Source organism: Bacillus sp. AFS017336, assembly GCF_002555445.1.
Lineage (GTDB): Bacteria > Bacillota > Bacilli > Bacillales > Bacillaceae_G > Gottfriedia.
This window is the reverse complement of record NZ_NUCO01000023.1, coordinates 11,634-30,742: the sequence shown is the minus strand read 5'-3', so window position 1 is coordinate 30,742 and position 19,109 is coordinate 11,634. Positions and strand designations below refer to the sequence as shown.

The 19,109-nt window shown below is 34.7% G+C and carries 18 protein-coding genes; all 18 read right to left on the bottom strand.

Going from position 1 to position 19,109, the window contains the following annotated elements:
* Positions 1-21 precede the first annotated feature (21 nt).
* Positions 22-1,476 (bottom strand): bifunctional methyltransferase/pyrophosphohydrolase YabN, encoded by a 1,455-nt coding sequence (gene yabN / locus CN601_RS14200; RefSeq protein WP_098171393.1) that lies wholly within the window; start codon positions 1,474-1,476, stop codon positions 22-24.
* 18 nt (positions 1,477-1,494) lie between these two features.
* On the bottom strand, positions 1,495-3,084 hold the full coding sequence (locus CN601_RS14195) for a putative polysaccharide biosynthesis protein (RefSeq protein ID WP_098171392.1): 1,590 nt from the start codon (positions 3,082-3,084) through the stop codon (positions 1,495-1,497).
* Positions 3,085-3,290: 206 nt separating this feature from the next.
* A complete protein-coding gene (spoVT, locus tag CN601_RS14190) occupies positions 3,291-3,827 on the bottom strand; it encodes a stage V sporulation protein T (protein WP_098117906.1) in 537 nt (178 codons plus the stop codon).
* A 253-nt stretch (positions 3,828-4,080) separates the two neighbouring features.
* Positions 4,081-7,611, bottom strand: coding sequence for a transcription-repair coupling factor (gene mfd, locus CN601_RS14185; protein WP_098171391.1), 3,531 nt, complete (start codon positions 7,609-7,611; stop codon positions 4,081-4,083).
* A 221-nt stretch (positions 7,612-7,832) separates the two neighbouring features.
* A complete protein-coding gene (locus CN601_RS14180; RefSeq protein ID WP_172446599.1) occupies positions 7,833-8,066 on the bottom strand; it encodes an anti-sigma-F factor Fin in 234 nt (77 codons plus the stop codon).
* An 88-nt stretch (positions 8,067-8,154) separates the two neighbouring features.
* The gene (gene pth / locus CN601_RS14175) at positions 8,155-8,718 is read right to left on the bottom strand and encodes an aminoacyl-tRNA hydrolase (RefSeq protein ID WP_098117903.1); all 564 of its coding nucleotides are present in this window, start codon (positions 8,716-8,718) and stop codon (positions 8,155-8,157) included.
* A 101-nt stretch (positions 8,719-8,819) separates the two neighbouring features.
* Positions 8,820-9,773, bottom strand: a complete 954-nt coding sequence (locus CN601_RS14170) for a ribose-phosphate diphosphokinase (RefSeq protein WP_098117902.1) — start codon at positions 9,771-9,773, stop codon at positions 8,820-8,822.
* Between the two features lie 47 nt (positions 9,774-9,820).
* The gene (glmU, locus tag CN601_RS14165; protein WP_098171389.1) at positions 9,821-11,179 is read right to left on the bottom strand and encodes a bifunctional UDP-N-acetylglucosamine diphosphorylase/glucosamine-1-phosphate N-acetyltransferase GlmU; all 1,359 of its coding nucleotides are present in this window, start codon (positions 11,177-11,179) and stop codon (positions 9,821-9,823) included.
* A gap of 141 nt (positions 11,180-11,320) precedes the next feature.
* Positions 11,321-11,611 carry a septation regulator SpoVG gene (gene spoVG / locus CN601_RS14160; protein ID WP_056474486.1) on the bottom strand — a complete coding sequence of 97 codons (291 nt, stop codon included), beginning with the start codon at positions 11,609-11,611 and terminating at the stop codon, positions 11,321-11,323.
* Between the two features lie 262 nt (positions 11,612-11,873).
* Positions 11,874-12,245: a RidA family protein gene (locus tag CN601_RS14155; RefSeq protein ID WP_098117900.1), complete on the bottom strand. Its 372-nt coding sequence runs from the start codon at positions 12,243-12,245 to the stop codon at positions 11,874-11,876.
* A gap of 51 nt (positions 12,246-12,296) precedes the next feature.
* Positions 12,297-13,139: a pur operon repressor gene (gene purR / locus CN601_RS14150; protein ID WP_098117899.1), complete on the bottom strand. Its 843-nt coding sequence runs from the start codon at positions 13,137-13,139 to the stop codon at positions 12,297-12,299.
* A 53-nt stretch (positions 13,140-13,192) separates the two neighbouring features.
* Positions 13,193-14,062: a 4-(cytidine 5'-diphospho)-2-C-methyl-D-erythritol kinase gene (gene ispE / locus CN601_RS14145; RefSeq protein WP_098171388.1), complete on the bottom strand. Its 870-nt coding sequence runs from the start codon at positions 14,060-14,062 to the stop codon at positions 13,193-13,195.
* A 179-nt stretch (positions 14,063-14,241) separates the two neighbouring features.
* Entirely contained in the window at positions 14,242-14,421 is a 180-nt protein-coding gene (locus tag CN601_RS14140) for a small, acid-soluble spore protein, alpha/beta type (RefSeq protein ID WP_098117897.1), read from the bottom strand.
* 97 nt (positions 14,422-14,518) lie between these two features.
* Entirely contained in the window at positions 14,519-14,788 is a 270-nt protein-coding gene (gene veg, locus CN601_RS14135; RefSeq protein WP_069033953.1) for a biofilm formation stimulator Veg, read from the bottom strand.
* A 208-nt stretch (positions 14,789-14,996) separates the two neighbouring features.
* Positions 14,997-15,875: a sporulation peptidase YabG gene (gene yabG / locus CN601_RS14130; protein WP_098171387.1), complete on the bottom strand. Its 879-nt coding sequence runs from the start codon at positions 15,873-15,875 to the stop codon at positions 14,997-14,999.
* Between the two features lie 177 nt (positions 15,876-16,052).
* Positions 16,053-16,928 carry a 16S rRNA (adenine(1518)-N(6)/adenine(1519)-N(6))-dimethyltransferase RsmA gene (rsmA, locus tag CN601_RS14125; RefSeq protein ID WP_098171386.1) on the bottom strand — a complete coding sequence of 292 codons (876 nt, stop codon included), beginning with the start codon at positions 16,926-16,928 and terminating at the stop codon, positions 16,053-16,055.
* Complete coding sequence (gene rnmV, locus CN601_RS14120) at positions 16,928-17,482, bottom strand: ribonuclease M5 (RefSeq protein ID WP_098117894.1); 555 nt, start codon at positions 17,480-17,482, stop codon at positions 16,928-16,930. Before rnmV ends, rsmA begins: the two co-directional genes overlap by 1 nt.
* 239 nt (positions 17,483-17,721) lie before the next feature.
* Complete coding sequence (locus tag CN601_RS14115; RefSeq protein WP_142317353.1) at positions 17,722-18,930, bottom strand: G5 and 3D domain-containing protein; 1,209 nt, start codon at positions 18,928-18,930, stop codon at positions 17,722-17,724.
* Positions 18,931-19,109 lie beyond the last annotated feature (179 nt).

The following is a 19,109-nucleotide window of genomic DNA, read 5'->3' as shown; positions in this document are numbered from 1 at the left end:
ATTCTCCTTAATCCTCATTGATCATTCGAATTTTTTAGCTTCATTCCATATCTCATCCATTTCTTCTAGAGATACGTCTGAAAAGGTTTTATTAATTTCATTAAGTCTTGTTTCAATATATTGAAAACGTTTAGTAAATTTCATATTCGTTTTTAAGATTGCTTCTTCAGGGTTTACATCAATAAAACGAGCTAAATTAACAATACTAAATAATAAATCACCTAGTTCTGCTTCAATTTTAGACTGGTCTTTTGATTCAATTGCATCAAGAACTTCAGTTAGTTCTTCTCTAACTTTATCCACCACCGGAGGTAATTCTTTCCAATCAAATCCCACTTTTGCCGCTTTTCTTTGAAGTTTTTCTGCTTTTAATAATCCAGAAAGTTCCTTTGGAATTCCTGAAAGAACAGATTCAACCACATGGCCCTTTTCAGCTTGCTTTAATTCCTGCCAATTTTTTAATACTTCCTCTTCATTATTAACATGAACAGTTGAAAAGACATGAGGATGACGATAAATTAGCTTACTCACTAACCCTTGGATAACATCTTGAATAGAGAAATAACCTTCATCTTCTCCTATTTGAGCGTGTAACATCACTTGAAGTAATACATCACCAAGTTCTTCAATAATATGATCGTCATCCTCTTCGTCGATTGCTTCAATAAGCTCATACGCCTCTTCTAAAAGGTATTTCTTTAATGATACATGTGTTTGCTTCTGATCCCATGGACAACCGTCAGGGCCTCTTAAAGTAGCAATAACAGAGCGAAGAGTCTCAAATTGGTGATATAGATCCTCTTCATTTTTAACAGGCGGTACATACACACTTGTCATGTTATTGATAGTCGTATTGCGATCCATCTCATATAAAGGCACTCTACTTATTAGCTCATCTGCGCTACCCGCTGCTGTCACAATTACCACTTCATAATCATCAGGAAGCTGCTCCATTAATTTTAATTTCGTATGTGAAGCAGTCATTTGGTCGTAAACTTGGCATATGATCAAATGCTGCCTAAATGTAATTTGCTCTTGCTCTAAATCTGTTGCATCCACAAACTGGAATCCTTCGATAGGATCAATTTTCAAGCTAGTAAACATCGCATCTAAAAAGCTCTGTCCACCTTTAATATCTAGCTGGATAGTACCCTTATCCGCAAGTTCGATTAATAGCTGAACCGTTTTTTCCGCTACAAGGGGATGTCCTGGTACCGCGTATGTAATGGATTCCACTTCAGAAGCTTTCACTAACGCCTGTACAATTTCTTGGTAGACTTCTTCAAAACGATCGTGTTTTTCATATATTTCGTCAAATGATTGAAAAGTTAGACCTTCTTTTTCTAATTCGCTTATAACAGGGTGGTCTTTTGTACGTAAATAAAGATTGTCAGTTTTTTGTAACACTTTATAAATTCCAAATGGAAGCTGATTAAGGTCTCCTGCTCCTAAACCTAAAACTGTAATCTTGTTCATTTTCCTCCTCCTGTTCTTTTAAGAGAGCCACTTTTGTAGTTTTTCACTTTTAACTAATGAGCTTAGCTCTTCTACTGTAAATAACTTAATTTTAATTAAAACAATTCCAAATGCCATTGCTCCTACAACCGCTGATGATAATGCCTCCACTAACATTCTTAAACGAAGTGGGTTTATAAACATTGCATACTTTTCAAAAACATGCTCATATCCATATACACAGCCATACATAACAGCTAGGGCAACTAGTAATTTCGCAATAAACGTAAAGCCAAAAAATGTTGTTTTCGACAATTTATAAATATAAGCCAAATTCAATATCGTAACGATAATTAGAGCAATCACCGTTGAATAGGCTGCCCCTTTTGAACCTATTTGCTCCATTAAAATAACATTACCAACAAATTTCACACAACCACCTGCTAACACATTTAAAGCAGGAATTAAACTTTTGCCTAACCCTTGTGCTATTGAAGATGTCGTAATGGATACCCCGGCGAAGAAAATCGATGCACATAAAACCGTTAGGACATCTGTTCCTAAATCATTTCGATAAAGCATGATATTCGTCGGATGGATAATCGAAATTAGACCGATTGTTGCAGCAGCTCCTACTACAATACTCACCCTAATGGCACCTGAAATACGATTATTTATAGAATTATGTTCTTTACGAACTAATTCACTAGATAAATAAGGAATTAAGGCAAGCGAAAAGGATGAAGCAATGACAGAACCTAATTGAATTAAAGGAAATCCACGGTCATAAATTCCCTTCACAAGTTTAGCACCTTCAACATGATACCCATATTGTACTAATAAAGGGTAAAAAGAGATTGAATCGATAAACTGAATAAATACAAGTACTAAGCTACTTAGACTGAGTAAGATTCCTTGATATAAAATCGTTTTTAATTCTAAACGATAGGTTTTAATTAAACCAAACGATGGGATTGTTAATCCGGAGCCGCGAAAAGAAACCCAATAAAAGAAGTAAAGTATCGCTGCTATACTACCTAGTATTGAACCTGAAACAGCACCCGCACCTACAATATAAAGATTATCAGTCGTTTCCATTAAATAAAGTGACAGTACTAAAATCGTGATCACTCGAATAAACTGTTCAATTACCTGGCTGACTGATGTAGGTCCCATATCTCCTAAACCTTGGTAATATCCACGAAACGCTGAAGTTATTGGAACAAATAAAAAGCCAACACTGACAACGCGAATTAACATCGCTAGATGATCATCCCGCATAAACTTTGCTATACTATTACTGCCTATGTATAAAGTTAAAAAACATAATATCCCAATGACTAGCAACATCATAAATGTTGCATAAACTAAATCTTTAGCCCCCTTATCATCTTTTTTCGCCACTCTTTCAGCTACATAAGATGATAAAACTAAAGGAAAGCCGTATGTTGAAAAAGCTAAAGCAATTGCGTAAACAGGGTAAACCTGTTGGTAAATATAGTAACCTAAATCTCCAGCAATATTTTGATAGGGTATTTTATAAAATGCACTCAATACTTTTGATAATAATGATGCTATTGTTATGAATAATGCGCCTTGTAAGGCTGCTTTTTGTTTAGCATTTTGCAAAAGGATTACAACTCCTTTGATAGACGGTTCACCCTTTAATGTATTACATTATTAGGCCTTATGTAAAGAGTTGTCGAAAGAAAAAACTCCCCTTTTCCATTTTTGGTAAGATTTAACTTTACTGTTGAGTAAAAAAATAATAAAAACACAAAGACCAGTAAAGGTATAAATTAACCTTTACTGGCCTTTGCTTACTAAATGTATGATTATTGCTCCATTTGTCTAGCTAAGAAATTAGTAGCAGTGTCTATCGCTTTCTTTTCAACTTCAGAAATTGTTTTGTCTTTTGAAAAGATCACTACGGCTCCAATTGGATCCCCACTAGCTATGATTGCTCCTACCGCGTAGGAATGATATTTTTCAATAACACTTTCGATAAATGAAGCTTCTCCTGGCTCACTAACTACCTTTGAGTTACGCTCCACCATCGTTTTTTCGATAATATCACCAATATTTTTGTTTAAGTATTCTTTCTTCGAAGCACCTGCAACTGCCACTACTGAATCACGATCACTGATAATGACTGTGTGTCCAAGTGTGTCATATAGTGCATCTGCGTATTCCTTTGCGAAATCACTTAACTCGCTAATAGGTGAATATTTCTTTAAAATAACTTCTCCATCTCGGTCAACGAATATCTCTAATGGATCGCCTTCACGAATCCGTAAAGTTCTCCTAATTTCCTTTGGTATTACTACTCGACCTAAATCGTCAATTCGACGAACAATACCTGTTGCTTTCATACTTGTAAAGCGCCTCCTCACTTACTTGCATGTCTACGTTGATAAAGATACCCGAGTGACAATGAGGTAAGGTCACCCTTAATTAATGATAGTATCCTACACAACGAAAGTTCTATACAAAATAAGTGAGATTTTTTAACACCTTTACTAAAAATATAGTATTGTAAGCACTTTTTGGTAACTTTTATTTAAATCACAGAAGAATTTAGATTAAATTAACCCATATTCTCCTCTATTTTCTAGCTTCTACACTTTAAGCATTAACGCTCTCTTTTTTCACATTTTTTAATCCGTTAATTAAACCTTCTAGTGTAGTTAGCCATTCCGCTGGATTCTTTCCTTTTACGTCTAGCGTAACTTTTAATTTCGACCCATCCATTCCTAGGCCGATTCCTCTACCAAAGGAATTACATAATTGGAATAGCTTCCCGCCGTCAATATTTGTACTTGCCACCTCAGAGAAATAAACACTCACTTCAGACTTAGCTTGCTTGATCAGTTCAATCTTCTCAGCAATGGCTAAAAGCTTAATATGAGCCACTTGGCATAGGTAGCCTACTTCCACAGGGAAATCCCCAAAGCGGTCCATTAATTCCTCTTGCAGGTCATTTAACTCCTCAAACGTTTCAATTCTTCTAAATTGTTTGTACATCTCTATTTTTTGCTTACTATCTTGAATATACGTATCAGGTAAATAAGCATCTACTTCAATGTCAATTTCGATTGAAATTAAATCTTCTTTCTTAACTCCTCTACGCTGTTCGATTGCATCTTTTAACATTTGAGAATATAAATCGAATCCAACTGAATCAATAAATCCATGTTGCTGTGCACCAAGTAGATTCCCTGCACCTCGTATCGACAAGTCACGCATAGCAATTTTGAAGCCGGAACCTAGTTCTGTAAACTCTTTAATTGCCTGTAAACGCTTCTCGGCAACTTCAGTTAATACTTTATCCTGCTTATAGGTGAAATAGGCATAAGCTACTCGATTTGAGCGTCCTACACGCCCTCTTAATTGATAAAGTGTTGAAAGACCCATTCGGTCCGCATCATACACAATCAATGTATTAACATTTGGAATATCCACACCTGTTTCGATAATCGTTGTACTGACTAATACATCATATTGCCCATCTAAGAAGGCATACATAACTGATTCCAGTTCCCCTTCATTCATTCGACCATGTGCGACGGCTACCTTCGCGTCTGGTACAAGCATTGAAATCTGCTCAGCCATACGCTCGATATCTTCTACACGATTGTATAAGAAGTAAATCTGTCCATCACGAGCAAGCTCCCTTTCAATCGCCTCTCTCACTAATGCAGCGTTATACTCGACTACATATGTTTGAACTGGAAAACGATTTTCTGGAGGCGTTTCAATAACTGATAAGTCTCTTACTCCTAACATTGACATATGCAATGTACGAGGAATCGGAGTTGCAGTTAGCGTTAAAACATCTATATTTGCTTTTAGCTGTTTAATTTTTTCTTTATGAGATACACCAAATCGTTGCTCTTCATCAATAACTAAAAGGCCCAAATCTTTATAAATAATATCCTTTGATAATAAACGATGAGTTCCAACTACTATATCAACAGAGCCTTCTTTTAATCCCTTCATCGTTTCAAGCTGCTGCTTACGAGATCGGAAACGATTTAACAGGCCGATATTAATTGCGTGATCCTGAAATCTTTCTCTTAATGTTTCGAAATGCTGTTGTGCTAAAATTGTAGTAGGAACTAAAATAGCAACCTGCTTACCTTCAACAATTGCTTTAAAGGCAGCACGAATAGCAACTTCAGTTTTCCCATATCCAACGTCTCCACAAAGCAGTCGATCCATTGGACGTTCTCTTTCCATATCCTTTTTAATCTCATGAATTGATCTAAGCTGATCGTCAGTTTCCTGGTATGGAAACGAAGACTCAAATTCTTGTTGCTCTAGCCCGTCAGGAGAAAATGCATAACCTTTTGATGCTTCACGCTCTGCGTAAAGTTTAATTAAATCATCAGCAATATCCTGTACTGAGCCTTCAACTTTCTTCTTAACCTTTTTCCAATCAGTCCCGCCAAGTTTATAGATCTTTGGTTCCTTACCCTCAGAACCCACATACTTCTGTACTTGGTCAATTTGTTCGATCGGTACGAATAATTTATCGTCACCATGATATCGAATATGTAAATAATCTTTATGGATTCCATTAATCTCTAATGTTTCAATTCCTAAAAATTTACCGATACCATGATTAACATGAACAACATAATCTCCGACTTTTAATTCCGAGTAATTTTTTATTCGTTCTGCATTCGATAGCTTTGTATTAATTCTCTTTTTCTTCTTAGCTTTTTTAGTAAATAGCTCTCGCTCCGTAATGAGAACAAATTTCTCTAACGGAAGTTCGAATCCAGAACGAAGATCACCCTTCATGATGTAAACTTCACCATTTTTGATTTGCTCAATAGAAGAGATAATTTTACCTTCAATTTTGTAATCTGCTAATATATTTTCAATTTTGTTTGTTCTATCATCACTTTCACCAAGCATAACGATCGTGTATTTATTTTTCTTCCAACGATCTAGTTCATTTTTTAATAGGCCCATTTGTCCATGAAACTCTTGCATCGATTTGCATTGCATCGACACTACCTGTTCAGGATGCGTATGAGGAACTCTTCTTGGAAAAAGACTCGTATGAATTTGTTGGCGCTTTCTTGATTGTAATAATTCGAAAAAATCATGAGAAAACGTTACGCCCTGTAAAGCATTTCCTTCTGCCAATAAAGATGTATACCACTCTGCTTCATCTTTTTTAAGCTGTTCAACAATTTCATGAACCCTGGAAATCTCATCGATTACAACAATAGCTTCTTTTGGAACATAATCTAGTAAACTAAATTGGTTTTCATAGATTAGGCCAAAATATTTATATATTTGATCAATCAACTGCCCTTGTTTTAACTGTTCAAGATCATAGGTGACCTTTTCAGCTAATGATTCTTTTAATTGTTGATCTTTTACTTTTGATAGAGTCGTTTTAAAAGCTTGCTCTATACGTTGAACACCTAATTGTAAATCAGTCTTAGAGATAATTCTTTCTGTTGCCGGACCAATATGCACAATTTCAAATTTTGTAATCGACCTTTGAGAATCAGGAGAAAACGAACGAATTGAATCGATTTCTGTATCAAAGAGCTCTATACGAATAGGGTCTTCATATGTAAGTGGATAAATATCAAGAATTCCACCACGTACACTAAATTCTCCCTTACTTTCTACCATTCCAACACGCTCATAGCCCATTTGGACAAATTTTGATATCAAATTCGGTAAATCGATCTCTTCGCCGATTTCAAAATTAATTTGATTGTTAGCCCATAATTCAGGAGATGGTAAATATCCGATTAATCCAGAGACTGGTGTAACTACAATCGCTGGTTTTTCTGACATCAAACTGTTTAGTGCGATTAGTCTTTGTGATCTGAGCTCTGGACTTGATACCGCAATCTCTGATGCAATTAATTCATTTGCAGGATATAGAAATACCTTTTCTTCACCTACAGCTGCTCTCAAATCTTCCGCTACCTTCTGAGCTTGAAGAAGATTATTCGTTACAATTAACTGTGTTTGTCCAGTTTCTTTAAAAACAGCACCCGCTAGCAATGTTTTTGCAGACCCAGTTAAGTTTGTAACCAACTGCTCTTTCAACCCGCTTTTAAGGCCCTGCATTATCTTTTTAATATCTTTATAATGGTTAAATTGTTCAATCAAACCAATCACGAAGTCAATCTCCCCTAACAGTCAATCTAAGTAAACAATACCCTTAGTTGAAGTTTATATTTATAGTTTTTTTAAAATTAGGCCTGTAGATGAAAAGTGCAAAAAATAATGAATACTTAAATCACATTTCACAAATGTTTTGTTTTACGTTTTAATCAAAACACCTTAATAGTGAGCCTAGTAAAAACAGAAAAACGCCTCAGTTATTAACCAAAGGCACTTTAGTTTATAAAATTTTTATATTCATGGTAATGCGGAAACTCTGATAGGGTCATTTCGCAATCCTCACACACGATATAAATTACTTGATTAGGAGATTGAATAAAATTTACAAAATCACTTAGCTCCTCGTCAAATGAATGACAATAAGAAGATGATACTTGTAAAAGTTGATCCTTTTCAATACTACCCATGCATTTACTGCAATATCGACACTGACATTCTAATAATTCCATTACTGCCTCCATACTACAAAAATTCATATATACAGTATGGTTTGTACTAACTATACTTATTCAATATGAAGGCGTAAATTCCTGTTTTTTATTTTTTATTATATTGATTCATCACGTCTACAAAAGAATGATTTAAAAAGTATTCACATGCATCCGCTGCTTTTTTTACACCATCAACAACTTCAGCAATTTCCTCTTCAAAAAAGTTTGAGAGTACATGATTTACAACGCTCATCCCATTAGAAGGGCGGTCCACTCCGATGCGAATACGTTGGAATTCTTGTGTCCCTAAATGCTGAATTAATGACTTAATCCCATTATGACCACCAGCACTTCCTTTAGTGCGCAAACGCAGCTTACCAGTTGGAATATCCATTTCATCATAAAGTACAACAAGGTCTTCTATATCAATATTAAAATAATCCATGAACGGCCTTACACTTTCACCTGATAAATTCATGTATGTTAAAGGTTTTAACAAAAAGACTTTTTCACCATTTACAATCCCAGAAGAATAAATACCATTAAATTTTTGTTGGTTTAATGAAATACCCCAACGGTGAGCCAATTCATCGATCGCAATGAAACCTATATTATGTCGCGTTCTCTCATATTCTCTACCCGGATTGCCTAATCCTACAAACAATTTCATTTTATTCCTCCATTCTTAATCTCTGGTTATATTGCGAAAAGACGTAACCACTTCTGGTTACGTCCTCTTATAAGTTTTAAAGCAAAGATGTAATTTTACTATTAATCAAATAATGTACTTACTGATTGCTCTTCATAAACACGAATAATCGCTTCACCTAACAAGCCTGCAACTGATAATTCAACAAGTTTATCAGTTCTTTTATCGTCAGTAAGACAAATTGAATTTGTTACAACTAATTCTTTAATACAAGAGTTTTCGATACGATCAATTGCCGGTCCAGACAATACAGGGTGTGTACAACATGCATATACTTCTTTTGCACCGTGCTCTACTAATGCATTAGCAGCAAGTGTAATTGTACCCGCTGTATCAATAATATCGTCGATTAAAATAGCCGTTTTACCTTCAATATTACCGATGATGTTCATAACTTCGGAAACATTTGGTTTTGGACGACGTTTATCAATGATAGCAATTGGAGCTTTAAGACGATCAGCCATTTTACGAGCTCTTGTTACTCCACCATGGTCAGGAGAAACAATTACGATATCTTCAAGCTGTTTTTTTCTAAAATAATCTGAAAGGATAGGTACACCTAATAAGTGATCAATCGGGATATCAAAGAATCCTTGAATTTGTGGAGCATGTAAATCAAGTGTAATCACTCGAGTAGAACCAGCAGTCTCAAGAAGATTTGCAACTAACTTAGATGTAATTGGCTCACGTGAACGAGCTTTACGATCTTGACGAGCATAACCGTAGTAAGGAATTACGATGTTAATTGTTTTTGCTGATGCACGTTTTAAAGCATCAATCATGATTAACAATTCCATAATACTTTCGTTTACTGGGAAACTTGTTGATTGAATGATAAATACATCACAACCACGAATACTTTCCTCAATGTTAATTTGCACTTCTCCATCGCTAAAACGAGAAACCGAACATTTACCAAGCTCTACACCAATATGCTTTGCAATTTCTTCCGCTAATTTAGGATTTGAGTTTAGAGTAAATACTTTTAAATGCTTGTCTGGATAATGATTAGGCATGTTTCGTGTACCCTCCGCTTTTTTCTTTTCTTTTTATTTATCTATAATTAATTTTTATAGTAACCTTCTTTTGTCACTTGCCTTGCTCTCGCAATTGCCAGTGAGTCTTCTGGAACTTCATCAGTAATTGTTGAACCAGCTGCAATGTATGAACCTTTTTTCACAGTTACAGGTGCAATTAAGTTTGAATTACAACCAACAAAAACATTGTCCTCAATCGTTGTTTTAAACTTGTTTTTACCGTCGTAATTTACAGTGATTGAGCCACAACCAAGATTAACATCTTGACCTACTTCCGCATCACCAATATAGCTTAAATGAGAAGCTTTACTTCTATTACCAAAAGTAACTTTCTTAGTCTCAACAAAATTACCAATTCGAACTTCATCACCTAATGTTGACGCAGGACGAATATGAGCAAAAGGCCCAACTGATGTTGAATGACCAATCTTACTCTCATGTACAACCGATTGCTTAATGATAGTATCATTACCAATTACACTATCGATAATTTCTGTATTCGGGCCAATTGTACTATCAGACCCTATTATACTATTCCCATAGATCATTGTACCAGGGTAAATAATAGTATCCGAACCAATAATTGCATCTGCTGAAATATATGTGCTTGATGAATCGATAATCGTTACTCCATTCAACATATGCTTTTTATTTATATTTTTTTGCATTAATGATTCCGCAATCGATAAAGCATATCGATCATTTACACCTAATGTTTCATCAAAGTTCGCTGTTTTATATGCAGCTACGATTTCACCTTTTGCTTTTAGTATCTCAATAACATCCGGTAAATAGTACTCACCTTGAGAATTATCATTATTCACTTCGCTTAGTGCATCAAATAATGCCTTATTATCAAAACAATATGTACCTGTATTAATTTCTTTCACTGCAAGCTCTTCCGGATTTGCATCCTTATGCTCAACAATTTTTAATACAGATCCATTTTCGCCACTAATTATTCTACCATAACCAGTTGAATCCTCAATATGAGCTGTTAAAATGGTAGCTTTTGCCTGTAATCGATCATGTTCAGCAAATAAAGCTTCAATTGTTTCTGGGGAGATTAATGGTGTGTCACCACAGATTACTAAAGTGGTTCCTTCTTTATCTTTTAAAGATGGCGCTGCTTGAATCACAGCATGTGCAGTACCTAATTGCTCAGCCTGAAGAGCATATTCGCTATCGTCACCTAATTGTGTTTTAACTAATTCTGCTCCGTGACCTACAACAGTTACAATATTTTGTACACCAACTGATTTTACGTGGTCTACAACATGCTGAACCATAGGTTTTCCACAGACAGGGTGAAGTACTTTATATAATTTTGATTTCATTCTAGTACCTTTTCCTGCAGCTAGAACAATCGCATATTTATTTGACATAGTCAACCTCCATCAATCTAAATACCAATACCTGTTAGGTCAATTTGCTAATTTTTATATTTTTTTACAAAATACATCCATTTTATTATACCATAAAAAAAGAACCCATTATACATTAATGGGTTCTTTTTGGTCATATTTTTAAGAAGCACCTGCTTCTTCAAAGTCTTCTTCCAGCTCACCTACACGGTGATATTCAGCTAATACAGAATCTTGTATTTTGCTACGAGTTGAAGAGTTAATCGGATGAGCGATATCACGGAACTCTCCATCCGGAGTACGTTTACTTGGCATTGCTACAAATAATCCGTTGTTACCATCGATTACACGAATATCATGAACTACAAATTCATGATCTAAAGTAATTGATGCAATAGCTCTCATACGACCCTCCGTGTTTACGCGGCGTAGTCTTACGTCTGTCACTTCCATCTTGTTCACCACCTTTTTCAACTTAAACCATAATTAGTAAGTTTCAACAATTATCAATAATTTCCTTCTTTTTGGAAAATTTTTTATGTAAATTATTTAATTTTTAAAAATGTTTACTAAATTTAAGGTTTCAACTAATTTATCGGAATTTTTTAATTAGTTTTTAATGAAAATAAAAAAAACCTGAAAAAATTTTCAGGTTTTTTATTATAAGTATATATAGTTAATTTTCAATCCAACCACAAACTTCGTCGCAAATTCTTTAAATAACTGCGATGCACTCAATTTCCACTAGTACATCTTTAGGCAATCTTGCAACTTCAACGCAGCTTCTTGCAGGTTTATGTCCGTTGAAATATTCTTCATAAATAGCGTTAAAATCAACAAAAGTAGTTAAATCCTTCAAAAAGACTGTTGTTTTAATAACTTTAGATAAATCTGTACCAGCTTCTTCTAGAACGGCTTTAAGGTTCGCAAACACTTGTTTAGTTTGTTCCTCAATCCCACCTTCAACGAGATTCCCGTCTGCAGTTAATGGAATTTGTCCAGAAGTGTAAAGTAAGCCATTAGCGATTATTGCTTGAGAATATGGTCCAATTGCTTTTGGTGCATTATTCGTATGAATTAATTGCATTATGTATCTTCCCCTTCTTTATTATGACAAAATAGCTTATCTATATTATGATTATAAGCTTTCAGTTTTAATAAATGATTCTTCTTGGTAATTGCCTCGTTCAACTCTTATAAGTTGTTCTCTTTCATTTACCTCAGATAATTTTACAAGCGAAATATAATCTTCAACTAATCTTTCTTCAATATTAACTGCTTCAACTAATACACCAATACCTGCCACATTTGCCTGGAATTCCTTAAGCAAGTTTTTCATACCAGTAATCGTACCACCGGCTTTCATAAAATCATCGATAATTAATACATTTGAACCGGCCTCGATGCTTCTTTTTGCCAATGACATTGTCTGTATACGCTTTGAAGAACCAGAAACATAGTTAATACTCACAGTCGATCCTTCTGTAACTTTGTTATCCTGACGAACAATTACAACTGGTACATTTAAAAAATTTGCAACTGCATATGCTAATGGAATCCCTTTTGTTGCAATTGTCATTACGATATCAACTTTTTGATTACCGAATATTGATGCAAACATACGACCTACACTATTAACATAGTTAGGATTACTTAAAATATCTGTCATATATAAATATCCACCAGGTAATACTCGGTCTGGCTTTTGAAGTAAATCACAAAGCTCTTCAATCAATGTGTTTACTTCTTGATTACTAATACTAGGAATATACTTTACACCACCAGCCGCTCCTGGTACAGTCATTAGAGTTCCAATTCCTTGCTGTTCAAATGTCTGTTTAATGATTCCTAAATCCTCACTAACTGATGATTTAGCAGAAGTATATAATTCAGCAAAAAATGTTAATGATACTAACTGTTGTGGATGATGCAACAAATAGTGTGTCATACCTACAAGACGAGAGCTTCTTCTAATTTTCATGCAGCACCTCAAATCACGAATGTTTTATAAAAATTTTATAATAATATTCGTTTTTAATCAAGTTTTTCCCTTTCACCTAACATCCGAACAGCGTATACTTGATCGCAGAAACCTTTTAATCCGTTATAAACACGATTCATTCTAGAATCATGTCGAACTAATCCAAATACTGTAGGACCACTTCCGCTCATTAAAACAGCATCAGCACCAAAACGTTTCATTTGATCCTTAAGCATTGCAACTTCTGGATGTAAATGCAGTGTAACCGTTTCTAATACATTCCCTAAGGACATGCATATATCATCATAATTTTTATTTGAAATGGCACTGACCATACGGTCTACATCAGGATGTTGAACATTATCTAATTTAAGCTTTTGGTAAACAGTTGCAGTTGACACTCCTTGCGTTGGTTTCGCTAAAATTACCCAACAAGGCGGTGGTGTATCGATATGTTCGATTTTTTCTCCACGACCTGTCGCAATAGCTGTTCCGCCGTACACGCAAAATGATACGTCTGATCCAATTTTAGAACCTATCACAGCTAATTCATCTAAAGTACAATTTAAATTCCAAAGCTTATTTAGCCCTCTCAACACTGCAGCCGCATCTGAACTACCACCTGCTAAACCGGCAGCAACAGGTATATTTTTTGTAATAAAAATATGCGCTCCTAATTTAACTCCGAACATTTCCTTCAAAAGCATTGCAGCTTGATAGGCTAAATTGCGTTGATCATCTGGCACATAACGATTATGTGATGTAACAACAATCTTATCTTCTTGAATAAGCTCTAACTCAATTCGATCGGCTAAATCAATTGTTGTCATGATCATTTTTACATCATGATAACCGTCGCCTCTCTTTCCTACAACGTCTAATGAAAGATTAATTTTCGCAGGAGCCTTCACCATTAATTTCATATTCTCACCTTCTTATGAACACTTACTTTTTTGCTATTGTATCATAATTACCTCATAAGAAAAATGTACCCCATTGAAAGTGACCAATATATTAGAATTTCTTTATGATAATTCACAAAAACCGAAGCATTTTGCTTCGGTTTTTGTGAAGATAAATTTATTTGTCGAAGTGAAGATTGTTATTGTTGCTTATTAGATAATTGTAACTCAGCTAATTCGATTGCTCTTTTAACCATGTTGCCGGCATCCTTCGCTCGAATGCCTCCCCAGCCTTCTTTTTGAACAACGTCATAGAAACCTAGATCTTTTGCAAGTTCCTCTTTAAAGCTCTGTGACATCATACTTCTTCTTCTACCCAAATAAAGCAACCCCCTTTTACTACTTCGACATTTTTAGTATGTGTAAATTTTTTAATTTCATGAATACTAATATAAAGAAAAGGGACAGTAGATAATTCTACTGTCCATTCGCCATCAGTCCACTTGTATGGTCATCACAGAAAAACAATTCAACTGTTTCTGTTAAAATATCTGCATAACTAAAAGATAAGCGTTCAAATGCGTTCTCTTCTTGATCTAATTGTACTACGAATATGGATGGATATGTTTCTGCTAATACACCGGAACGTTCTACAGTCTTTCTGCGCCCGCTGTTTGCCTTCAATGTAAGTCGTTGTCCAACATGACTATCTAAAGTATCCTTTATTTCAGATAATTTTTTTGCCATTTCATACCACCTCACTATGACAAGTATACCATCTTATGTAAACTAAGTCAAAAAAGATAAAATTATACCAACGATATAGGATACCTGTCAACGTTTTTTTGCAATACTCGTCTATTATTTGTAGAAAATAGAAATTTATGTATCATAATAAAAAAAAGATTTTCTACAAACGAAACAATTCATTTCGTTCATGTAGAAAATCTCTTTTCTATTCCTCATCCATTGATTGAAACGGAAGCCCAGTTCTTAGTATTCCTTTTGTTTCTACTCCTCCTAGACCTTTTTCACCCGTAATTGTATTACGTACTACTTCGTAAACATTTACCCTATCCATAAAGGATGTGAAGCTTATTTTTCCGACTACATAAACTGGATCTAAAGCATGTATATTGACCCTAGTTGGTGAGCTTGCAAAGTTTGCTCCAGCACGTATAATCGCTTCAAAATGCGATTGGCACGCACCAGCAAAAATAACAAGGTGATCTAAAGAAGGTACTTTTTTTCTTGCTTCTTTTACAGCATCAACAAAATATCTTGAATGTCGGTAAGCTTCTAAATCAGTCACAACACCTTTTGCCTTTGTATATGCGTCATGACCAGTAATAACTAAAATATCAGGACGATAATGATCTATATAATGACCGATTTTCGTCGGTAATTCTGTTTCCTTACAATAGATCCCTTCAACTGGAACGCCCATCTTATTATACATTTCAAGACATTTTTTTAAGTAAACTGGATCTCCATCAATGTGAAGAACCCGACCTGGAATTTGAAAAAGATTTACATCTGTTCGAAATCCATTAGTTGCTTGAAACCGTCTTTTCTCGTTTTGTTCTTGGTTTTCTTTCTTAAACAATTTATAGTTTTCTTCAATTTGAACAGATGATCTTTTGCCTTTTTCTCGATATTCTGATTCAATAATTACTCGTAGGTCGGATAAAGGCGCATCAGCTATTAAACGAAAATCGTCACCATATAAAACAGCAATGACTTCATCTCCGATTTGTTTTACCTCTACTACTCGAAAAACTAAGTCATATTTATAAGATGCTCGTTCTACAATATCTCCTATATTAATATTCACATGCCTTCCCCTCCAAAATTGCTTAAATACACACCACGAGTTAGCTTTCTTTTTTTAGATTATGTATGGACAAAAAAAAGGGTGAAAAGAAGCTTTATTAAACGAAACGAATTTAAACCATTACATAAAAAATAGGATTATAAACAATAGAAATAATTGTTCATAATCCCCATCTTTTTATTTTATGTGTTTGTATAGAATATTACTTAAAGTACCAAATTCTTGAATTGATAATGTTTCCCCTCTTCTAGTTCCTTCGATACCGGCTTCTAAAAGGCAAACTTCAAGAATTGATTTATCCTTCTTCAGTTTAGAGAAATTATTTAATAAATTATTATTTAATGTTTTTCTTCTTTGGGCAAAGCTCGCTCTGACTACCTCAAAAAAGAATGATTCATCTACTACCTCTGCTGCTGGTTTGTCACGTTTTATTAGCTTAATAACAGCGGAATCAACGTTTGGCTGTGGCATGAATACCGTTCTAGGTACAGTCATAACTGTTGATGCTTGTGTATAGAACTGAATCGCAATTGATAATGAGCCATAATCTTTTGTTCCTGGTTTTGCAGCGATACGATCTGCTACTTCTTTTTGTAGCATACATACAATCCCTCTAATTGGTAAACCTTCTGTTAATAGCTTCATGATAATTGGCGTTGTTACATAATATGGCAAGTTTGCGACTACCATAATATCATTCTCATTTGGTAAATATTCATTGATTGCCTTTTCAACATCCGCCTTCAATACATCTTCGTTAATGATTTGTATATTATCGTACGGTGAAAGAGTATCTTCTAAGATTGGAATTAATCTATTATCTATTTCAAAGGCTAATACTTTTTTAGCGCGTTTAGCAATCTGCTCAGTTAATGCTCCAATTCCCGGTCCAATTTCAATTGCACAACTTTCTTCTGTTAAATCTGCATAACTTACAATGTTCTCAAGTATATTTGTATCAATTAGGAAATTTTGTCCAAAACTCTTCTTAAAGAAGAAATCGTACTTTGCTAATATCTCTTTCGTACGACTAGGAGTTGCGATATCCTTCATTACTTTTCCTCCATTAAAACTTTTTTTACTGCTTGTCCAAATTCGTCTTTTGAAATTTGAAACATTTGCAGTCTTTTCTCTAGCTGTTTTCCGTTTGTATAGCCTATATTAAGAATTTTACCAAGTTTATCTCGTCTTATGCTTGATGAAGGATGTCCAATTAATCCTGCATCGATTAAATCTTCTTTCGTAATTTCAGACTCAACTTCGATAAATTCTTGCTTAACATGAATTAAGGCATTTCGAATAGATTCTCTAGTAGCGTGCTCGATTCCTAATCCCTTTTTACCTGAACGAACAGCTTCTTCCTTTGGTAAAAATGCATGCTTACATCCTGGTACATGTTCTTTTATAATCGAACGTATACGCTGGCCAGGATAATCGGGATCTGTAAATACGATTACTCCCCTAGTCTCCTGAGCATGCTTTATTAATTTTAAAGTATCCTTATTTATAGCAGAACCACTTGTTTCAATTGTATCTGCATCCACAGCTCTTTTAATAGCCGCTGTATCATCTTTACCTTCAACAACAATGATTTCTTTAATTTTCATTTGTTCCTCCAACCATTACAAGTATATGTAATCATACCATATGGATAAAAAAACTTCATACTCTGTTAAAAATAGTTTTAAAGTAAACTCCCCATTGGAGAAGACAGAGTTGTAGCTGCACCTAAATTTGGAATCTACCACAACTTCACCATTCCCAATTATATTTTCTTAATATGAAAAAAAGCAGAAGGATTTATCCTTCCACTTTTCTTTTATCTTCTATATTATTTTTAAAATGATTAATGAATGATACGAATTTTTACAGTACGTCGACCAAAATTAAAACACTCATTTTTTGTAGGCATTAAAATATCAATTCTTTTCCCTTTAATTGCACCACCAGTATCACCAGCAATCGCAACACCATATCCTTCAACCCAAACTTTAGATCCTAATGGAATAACGTTTGGATCGACAGCAATTAGCTTCGTATTAGGATTTTTGCGAACATTAATACCTAAAGCTGTTGTACCTGACATACCAGCATCATAAGGCGAATATGCAGTTGCTTCAACATACATTTCTTTTACCTTACTATTTGATTTTGGAGCACTAGATTTTACTAATGCACTAGATGACGGTACAGTCTTTGTACCAACTGCAACTACACGATCAACTGGATCCTTTAATAGAGTTTCGTCAACAAGTGTTTTAGAAACTACTTTACCATTTTCCTTAATTAATTCGAAGTTACGTTTAACAAGACCTTTTACACCTTCTGAAATGACCGAAGATTCACCTTTATTCATAGAAGAATCCTCTTTTTGTTTTTCTTTAAAATCTACAGGCTCTTCCACCACATCGTTGACTTTTTCGACACGGATAACTCGAACTGTATCGTTTTGTTTGATCATTTCTCCAGCACCTGGTTCAACTCGGTCAAATTCGTTTAAAGTAATGTTCTGCTTTTCTAAAAAGTCAGCGACAGTAGTCGAAGTTGCAAAAACTTTTTTAGAAACCCCTCCGTCATTTAAAACCATAGGGAATGCTTTCTCGTAAGATACCTTACCATTTTCCTCTAACGGTGTCGAAAGTGCAGGCATTATTACATCATCAGGCTTAATATTAATATTTTGTTCTTTTAATAATTCTTTTACTGTTTGAGCAGTTGTCATAATGACTTGTTCCTGCCCGTCGATCGTAAGTTTAACAGGTTTTGCTAGATGTACTGTAATATCCATATCATCTGATATTTTCGTTTTGGCTGACGGATATACTTCATCTTCATTTGTAATTTTAAAATTTTGTTCTTTCAATAATTCAGCCACAGTACTTGCATGTGTTTGAATAACCTGTTTATTCCCGTCTACCTCAAGAGTTACTTGTTCTTTAAGTCCCTCATATGCTCCTGTACCTACTGATCCAGTGAAAACTAAAGCTCCTGCAAGTTGTACTGCTAGTTTTTTACTACTCCCAAGTCTAGAAAGTAACCTATTCGCGTCTATCACGATTTTACTCCTCCTTTTTGCCTGAGAAAAAAGATTGACTAGCTCCAAACCTATTAACTAGTGCTTCTACTCTACTGAATGTATGTTTACTAGATTTAGAAGTAGAAGAGTTTTCTTTCGACAAATTCTTCAACTCTTCATACGCGAACTGTGACGAATAATATGTATTCGTACTAGTT

Excerpts from the sequence above, each read along its gene's own strand:
- yabN (WP_098171393.1), bottom strand. The coding sequence starts at position 1,476 with ATGAACAAGATTACAGTTTTAGGTTTAGGAGCAGGAGACCTTAATCAG.
- spoVT (WP_098117906.1), bottom strand. The coding sequence starts at position 3,827 with ATGAAAGCAACAGGTATTGTTCGTCGAATTGACGATTTAGGTCGAGTA.
- CN601_RS14180 (WP_172446599.1), bottom strand. The coding sequence starts at position 8,066 with ATGGAATTATTAGAATGTCAGTGTCGATATTGCAGTAAATGCATGGGT.
- pth (WP_098117903.1), bottom strand. The coding sequence starts at position 8,718 with ATGAAATTGTTTGTAGGATTAGGCAATCCGGGTAGAGAATATGAGAGA.
- CN601_RS14170 (WP_098117902.1), bottom strand. The coding sequence starts at position 9,773 with ATGCCTAATCATTATCCAGACAAGCATTTAAAAGTATTTACTCTAAAC.
- glmU (WP_098171389.1), bottom strand. The coding sequence starts at position 11,179 with ATGTCAAATAAATATGCGATTGTTCTAGCTGCAGGAAAAGGTACTAGA.
- spoVG (WP_056474486.1), bottom strand. The coding sequence starts at position 11,611 with ATGGAAGTGACAGACGTAAGACTACGCCGCGTAAACACGGAGGGTCGT.
- CN601_RS14155 (WP_098117900.1), bottom strand. The coding sequence starts at position 12,245 with ATGCAATTAATTCATACGAATAATGCACCAAAAGCAATTGGACCATAT.
- purR (WP_098117899.1), bottom strand. The coding sequence starts at position 13,139 with ATGAAAATTAGAAGAAGCTCTCGTCTTGTAGGTATGACACACTATTTG.
- ispE (WP_098171388.1), bottom strand. The coding sequence starts at position 14,062 with ATGAAATTAATGGTGAAGGCTCCTGCGAAAATTAATCTTTCATTAGAC.
- veg (WP_069033953.1), bottom strand. The coding sequence starts at position 14,788 with ATGGCAAAAAAATTATCTGAAATAAAGGATACTTTAGATAGTCATGTT.
- rsmA (WP_098171386.1), bottom strand. The coding sequence starts at position 16,928 with ATGAAGGATATCGCAACTCCTAGTCGTACGAAAGAGATATTAGCAAAG.
- rnmV (WP_098117894.1), bottom strand. The coding sequence starts at position 17,482 with ATGAAAATTAAAGAAATCATTGTTGTTGAAGGTAAAGATGATACAGCG.